Raw genomic sequence first — 7,010 nt, forward strand, 5'->3', positions numbered from 1 at the left:
CGAGCTTGAGAGTTTAATTTATTAACCCAAGGTGTCTCTTTATTGTTAGCTAGTACCGCACAAAGTTTTTGGAGATCATTGCGGGTTGTCCCTTGATTGTCCATCCAATAACGAACACAAGAGTTACGCACAAACTGAGAAGTTCTAATAGCTTCATCAAGCTGGTGATATTGCTCTGGGGTTCCGTTTTTTAGCTTTGCTTCTACGACTAGCATCTAACAATCCACGACCATTGGTTAAATTAATTATAACACAGTTTACCTACAGATGGTAGAATTAAACCGATGCTCCGCGGTTGATATTCTGGTCGGATTTCATCCCCCGCAAAGGTGAGTATCTTGTCGAAAAATGTAGCGGGGGCATTCATCCGACATTTTAGGTAAATTCCGAATTATCTAGAAGATGGATTTAGGTTTAAATGTGACTTAGATCACATACAATCGGGGGTTCCTTTCGCTAACTTAATTAGCAGGGTACGCTGCCTAAATTTTTAGTAATCTGGGCATAGTCCGCAAGCTTGGCTGGGTAAGCCAAGGGGAATTTTCCCAAACTTGCCAAGCTAAAATGGATCGACTCGATCAGTACAATGACCCAAAATAGGGGCATCCTCAGAAGGGAGCATCTACTATCTAATCACAATTGACCCCTTTATGGTCATAGCCCTAAAATCCATCCGCTTACTGATTTAGGAGGGCTGAATCAAATAACCATGGCTAGTCTAAACACTGGACAAAGACAAACAAGAGACGAAGAACAGCTACTATACGATTATTGGCTCGACCGCGCCAGGACCGATTCCCCCGAGCAATTAATCGAGAATTTTCGTCGTCTGTTTATCGAAGGTGGCGGTTATCAAGAAGCTCCTATTTATTTAGCCCTAGAGCGTCTTGTCAAGGCCAAAGATGCCGAAATTCGTTTTTATCATTTCTTTAACCGCTGCTGTCATATTTTAGTGAATCGATGGCAAACGCAGCCTGCCCATCAGCCAGCAATTCCCGAATTGGTATCGCTACTGGAAAATTTGCCCTCCCCACCTCCTGGACATTACAGCATCCCCAATAATTTGGGCCATCTGGTCAAAAATTTTACCCTCTCGGATGACTACGTTAGGCTGCAGCGTCTGGCGAGAATTATTAGCGGCAAATACAGCGAAAAAACCGCCGCTTCCCTGGGAACCCTGATTAGTCGTTATCCCTATCTCTATGATTACTATTTACTCGGTGATGAAAGTCCCCGAGAACAGCGACAAACCGTTAGACGTATTAAGGTGAAAACCGAGAGCCGTTTCGAGGTAAATCTCTCTCGTTATGTCACCTATCAGGTACGTTTGGCACAGGTTGCTCATAGCCCAAAAATCAGGGAAGAAGCGGGGAGAATCATTCAACCGGTAGAAAATCCCACCCTGCTCAATGATAAGGAGCTAAATCGCGCCCTCAAGCATTATCTGGGGACGGTAGCAGGAAATTATACTCATAAGGCTCTTTCGCAAAATTTTCTGGCGAATACAGTTTATACCCCTACCTATAAAGATTTTAAAAATGACCTCTACGATTATCTGATTACCTCCTTAGACTACGGCAAGGGGCAATTTAACAAAAAACTCGACGATGTCCTGCAAAATACTCTACCCCACTGCGATCAACAAAAACCGAGTGAATTTCTCATGCTGCGTACTTCTAGCCAACTGTTAAATTATCTGGTGGTGGAAAGCGGCCAAAAACCCGATCATTACATTTTTATGGATATGATCACCAATATGGGGGTAACTCGGACTGTGGGGTTATTGCTCAAGTTGATTTTGATCTGTCCCAAGGCAAAACCCCACTTAGATAAACGTTTTTCGATTCTATTCAACCACTACGAGAGTTATTCTCGCAAGCGGGTGCCTTGGTTGGTTAAATCCCTAGAAAATCTGCAAGTAGCTTTTAGTATTCATTTCGGTCAAGCTGATTTGTCCTGTCTCCGTCAAATCCAGTGATCAGCTGTTCGCTATCTAAATTACTTGTTAAGACTGTCTATGAGAGGAGAAGGGGGGAAGGGGGGAAGGGGGGAAGTGGGGAAGTGGGGAAGTGGGGAAGTGGGGTGTGGGGTGTGGGGTGTGGGGTGTGGGGAGAATAAATAAAATAATCTCCTATCTCCTGACTCCTATCTCCTGACTCCTATCTCCTGACTCCTATCTCCTATCTCCTGACTCCTATCTCCTGACTCCTGACTCCTGAATCCTGAATCCTGAATCCTGAATCCTGAATCCGTCAAATCGATTAAAAAGTTAAGTAATCTCAACTTCTAGCCAATGCTGACCCGGAGCTAGGGGATAATTAAACCATCGTCATTTAGGCTGCGTTTATCCGTGAAAATTATCGTTATCGGCAGTGGTGGTCGAGAACACGCCTTGGCTTGGAAACTGCTGCAATCGCCCGAAGTAGAACAAGTGTTCTGTATTCCAGGTAATGGGGGAACGGCAATTTTACCTCAATGTGAAAATATCCCCATAGCAATGGAGGATTTTGCCGAAATTAGCCGCTTTGCCCGAGAAAATTGCGTCGATCTGGTGGTTGTCGGGCCAGAATATCCCCTCTCCCTCGGCATTACCGATCATCTTCTCGGCCAAGAAATTGCCGTTTTTGGCCCCACACAAACCGGGGCCTTAATTGAATCGAGCAAATCCTGGGCAAAAGAATTAATGAGCGAAGCAGCAGTTATCACCGCCGTCTCGGAAACCTTTACGGATGCAGAATTAGCAAAAACTTATATCCGAGAGCAAGGAGCGCCAATTGTGGTGAAAGCTGACGGATTAGCCGCAGGAAAAGGGGTAATTGTCGCCGAAACCGTAGATACGGCCCTAGAAGCGATCGATGATCTTTTTACCAGTGGCTTTACTAAAGTGGTGGTGGAAGAATTCCTAGAGGGAGAAGAAGTGTCTATCCTCACCCTCACCGATGGGATCAGCTTTCGTTCCCTGCTACCCGCCCAAGATCACAAGCGGATCGGTGAAGGCGATACCGGCAAAAATACCGGCGGTATGGGAGTTTATGCCCCCGCACCCATAGCCACCGCCGCCATTATCGAAGCGGTAAACCGAGACATCCTCGCCCCCATCGTCGCCACCCTACAAAAACGCGGCATTGACTATCGGGGAGTCCTCTACGCGGGTTTAATGATTTCCCCCGCCGGAGAGCCAAAAGTTCTCGAATTTAACTGTCGTTTTGGCGATCCCGAAACCCAAGCGGTTTTACCCCTACTGGAAACTCCCTTGGCACCGCTACTGCTGGCTTGCGCTCAACAAAAATTAACTGATTTCCCCTCTTTACAATGGCGATCCGGTAGTGCCGTTTGTGTGGTGGCCGCGTCTGCTGGTTATCCCGACCACTACGAAAAAGGCCAGTTAATCACTGGAATTAAGGCAGCTGAAACCGCGGGAGCGATCGTTTTCCACGCCGGCACGGTTTTAAAACACGGCGATATCTTCACCGATGGCGGCCGCGTCTTGGGTGTCACGGCTATGGGAGCTAATTTTAATCAGGCGATCGAACTTGCCTATCAATCGGTGAAAAGGATACACTTTCAGGGCATCTATTATCGTCGTGATATCGGCCACCGGGTAAGGGAAAAATAAGGTTTTGAGGATTAATTTATGGGCCAATTTCCCTTTTTTTCCGCATCTCTCACCGCTAATCCTCACCTGATGCCAAACCTCTTTCTAGGGTCATCCCTGACAAAAGCGCATCTGATTTGTCAAAAAACCAGTAACTATTGATAAAATCATGAAACTGAATCGCCCAACCAAATTGCCATCCCTATGCGAATTTTGCTCTATTCTTATAACTATTATCCCGAACCGATCGGCATCGCTCCCCTGATGACAGAATTAGCGGAAGGATTGGTTAAAAGAGGTCATCAAGTCAGGGTTTTAACCGCTTTTCCTTGGTATCCTAATAGTGAAATCGATCCCGAATACCGAGGAAAAATCTATCTAGAAGAAGAACGAAATGGTGTTAAAATTCAACGTTCCTACGTCTGGGCGCGTCCCCAAAGAAGTTTAAAAAATCGAATTTTCTTTGAATTGAGCTTTGTTTTTTTGAGTTTCTTTCAGGCTCTCAAGGGTGAAAAACCCGATCTAATTTTCTTAACTGTCCCCGGATTACCCGTTTGCGTTCCCGCCGCTTTATTGAGTAAATTATATGGGGTACCGATTATTCTAAATTTACAGGATATTTTGCCCGATGCGGCAGTTCATGTGGGATTATTAACTAATGAGAAAATGATTAAAGTTTTTAGTCGTCTCGAAAAATTTGCCTATCAAAATGCCAGCAAAATCTCGGTTATTGCCGATGGTTTTACCAAAAATCTCCTAACTAAAAATGTGCCGAGTCAGAAAATTATTGAAATTCCTAATTGGGTGGATGTAAGCTTTATTAAACCTCTGCCGAAAAACAATAATTATTTTCGCCAAGAAAATCATCTTGAGGGCAAATTTGTTGTTTTATATTCTGGCAATATTGCCCTAACTCAACCCTTAGAAACTTTAATCGATGCCGCAGTTCAATTAGTTAATATTCCTGAGATTAAAGTGGTAATTGTTGGTAAAAAAGAAGCACTCGATCGCCTAGAAAAGTATCGCCAACAACAGGGGGCCAGTAATGTGCTTTTATTACCCTTTCAACCCCGGGAAAAATTACCAGAAATGTTAGCAGCCGCCGATGTGGGTATGGTGATGCAAAAACATAACGTTATTTCCTTTAATATGCCGTCCAAAATTCAGGTATTATTAGCTAGTGGTCGTGCTATTATTGCTTCTGTTCCCGCCGATGGAACCGCCGCTAGGGCGATCGAGCGTAGTGGTGGTGGTTTGGTGGTTACTCCTGAAGATCCAGAGGCATTAGCTACGGCTATTTTAAAGCTATATAAAAACCCAGATTTAGCAACTATACTAGGAGAAAAAGGACGACAATACGCAGAGGAAAATTATGCCTTTGAAAAGACTTTGGATCAATACGAAAAGCTTTTTTCTCAAGTAGTTAGTTAATAATTAGGGTATAGGGATTAGGGATAGGGAAATGGGGAAATGGGGGAATTTCAACTAAAACCCTAAAACCCTAAAACCCTAAAACCCCAACACCTATTACCCAACCCCCATCACCCCATCACCTAACCCCTAACTCCCACTTAACTATTTTCATGTTCGATAATTTCTCAAAAAAACTCCCCTGGCAAAGTCTCAAACAAGCGCTCGCTTTTGTCTTAACAATTATTGCCTTAACTCCAGTAGTTACAGCTTTAATTTCTAGTGTTAATCAGCCCCAAATCCAATCGAATATTCAACTATATCAAACCAATATCAATCTACAAGCCACGACTCTAAGCAGCGATGCTGACCCTAATAGCGAGGAATTTGCTAATCTTAAATTAATTCAAACTTCCCTGATCGGTGAAGCTCCTTATACCACTGCCGAGGAACAGTATTTATCAGCCCAGAAAAGTGCCAAAAAAACAATCACCGAACTAGAAAAATCAGCAGTTAATCCCGAACAAAAAAAATCTCTTGAGCGCGAAATCAATTCCTTAAAAGATTTAGAGCTAAAATTAAGTCTCATTCAAGCTAGTCAAGGTGACTTGGATTCAGCACGGCAAATCTGGCAAGATATCAAGGAAAAATCAGAATTTAAGAACTATAAGCCTGCTATTTTACGAAATGCGCTGCTGTTAGAGGGATTGTACAGTGAACCCCCCCAAATTGCCCCCGATGCTGAAGCGAGAATCGAGCGCAATTTTCAAGGATGGTTTCGTTATACCATTCTGGAAAAATTATATAGTCTCGAAAATCGTCAAGAGGATTTACTCGCTTTAGAGGAAGAACAGAGTGAAGTGGCGGTTAATGCGTTAATTAAACTAATTTTATTGGCTTTTTTGCCTCTTATCGGCGGTTTAATCGGTGTTGTGCTGTTGATCTTTTTATTAGTGCAGTGGCTGCTCCGTCAACAGCGATCGCTGCTCTTTTTAGATGATAGTCTCGCTTGGCAAACTAAGTGGGGAGGAGAAACCCTCTGGTGGGGAATAATTATCGGTTTCTTTTTCGTCGGACAAATTGTTTTACCGGTAATTTTCGTGATTTTATCGAGTTTCTTGAGTCTCAATCCCGAACAATTTAACCTAGAAGCTAAAGCAATATACGTTGTAGTTAGTTATTTAGCCTTAACAGTGAGCAGTTTATCGGTTTTATACCTAGCGATCAAGCCTTTTCGCCCTTTACCTCCCGATTGGTTTCGTTTTAACCTCTTTAGTCCTTGGCTTCTCTGGGGATTAGCCGGCTATTTCGTCGCTTTACCCCTCGTTATTATCGTTTCTTTGCTTAATCAACTAATTTGGCAAGGACAAGGGGGCAGTAACCCGCTGCTGACTTTAGCTCTAGAATCCCAGAATACCTTCGCTTTACTCTGTTTTGCCTTTACTGCTTCCCTTGCCGCTCCTTTTTTCGAGGAAATTGTCTTTCGCGGCTTTTTACTAGCTTCTTTGACTCGTTATCTGCCGGTCTGGGCTGCGATTGCGCTTAGTAGTTTGATTTTCGCCCTTGCTCACCAAAATTTGTCAGAAGTGCTGCCTTTAACCGTCCTAGGTTGTGTTCTTGGCTTTGTTTACACCCGCTCGAAAAATTTATTATCCTCGATGTTGGTTCATAGTCTCTGGAATGGCGGCACTCTGTTAAGTTTATTTTTATTGGGCAGCGGTGCGGGTTAGGTGAGGTCAAAAGTCTCTGGTTTTCGGGGTAGTCTAGAGATGATGACAAATACCCTTCTACTTCATCTTGATGAGAGAAGGCTGTAAAATCAAACTCCTCTACCAAGGCTATCAGGTTCTTATTGAAAAAACTGCGGTTCTTCCGAACTTACCATGTAAAATCAACTAGCAAAATGCCAATTTAATAAACATCTAAGACTAAAGTTTTTAAAGTTTCTAAATCCATAGCCTCTCCTTTTAATCACCTTCAGTTTATTATTAATTCCTTCAACTGT

The 7,010-nt window shown here is 43.4% G+C and carries 6 protein-coding genes; 4 read left to right on the plus strand and 2 right to left on the minus strand.

Annotated elements, in window-relative coordinates; genetic code table 11:
* The coding region (locus tag O9295_RS02590; protein ID WP_287699059.1) for a transposase at positions 1–215 on the minus strand (215 nt) is incomplete at its 3' end.
* Positions 216–709: 494 nt separating this feature from the next.
* Here O9295_RS02590 and O9295_RS02595 point away from each other — a divergent pair.
* The 4 genes from O9295_RS02595 to O9295_RS02610 all read left to right on the plus strand — a co-directional run bounded on the left by O9295_RS02595 (position 710) and on the right by O9295_RS02610 (position 6,735).
* Positions 710–1,978: a Sll1247 family protein gene (locus O9295_RS02595; RefSeq protein ID WP_288031460.1), complete on the plus strand. Its 1,269-nt coding sequence runs from the start codon at positions 710–712 to the stop codon at positions 1,976–1,978.
* A gap of 372 nt (positions 1,979–2,350) precedes the next feature.
* The gene (purD, locus tag O9295_RS02600) at positions 2,351–3,616 is read left to right on the plus strand and encodes a phosphoribosylamine--glycine ligase (protein WP_002758420.1); all 1,266 of its coding nucleotides are present in this window, start codon (positions 2,351–2,353) and stop codon (positions 3,614–3,616) included.
* Between the two features lie 183 nt (positions 3,617–3,799).
* The gene (locus tag O9295_RS02605; RefSeq protein WP_288031463.1) at positions 3,800–5,026 is read left to right on the plus strand and encodes a glycosyltransferase family 4 protein; all 1,227 of its coding nucleotides are present in this window, start codon (positions 3,800–3,802) and stop codon (positions 5,024–5,026) included.
* A 152-nt stretch (positions 5,027–5,178) separates the two neighbouring features.
* Positions 5,179–6,735, plus strand: a complete 1,557-nt coding sequence (locus tag O9295_RS02610; RefSeq protein WP_147073185.1) for a CPBP family intramembrane glutamic endopeptidase — start codon at positions 5,179–5,181, stop codon at positions 6,733–6,735.
* Between the two features lie 161 nt (positions 6,736–6,896).
* On the opposite strand, the gene O9295_RS02615 is transcribed toward O9295_RS02610, so the two are convergent.
* On the minus strand, positions 6,897–7,010 hold a 114-nt coding region (locus O9295_RS02615), incomplete at its 5' end, for a transposase (protein ID WP_271927689.1).

It is taken from the genome of Microcystis sp. LE18-22.4A (assembly GCF_027531105.1).
Lineage (GTDB): Bacteria > Cyanobacteriota > Cyanobacteriia > Cyanobacteriales > Microcystaceae > Microcystis > Microcystis aeruginosa.

What these genes read in the sequence shown, in the direction of transcription:
- O9295_RS02610 (WP_147073185.1), top strand. Translation starts at nt 5,179, where the DNA reads ATGTTCGATAATTTCTCAAAAAAACTCCCCTGGCAAAGTCTCAAACAA.
- O9295_RS02605 (WP_288031463.1), top strand. Translation starts at nt 3,800, where the DNA reads ATGCGAATTTTGCTCTATTCTTATAACTATTATCCCGAACCGATCGGC.
- O9295_RS02595 (WP_288031460.1), top strand. Translation starts at nt 710, where the DNA reads ATGGCTAGTCTAAACACTGGACAAAGACAAACAAGAGACGAAGAACAG.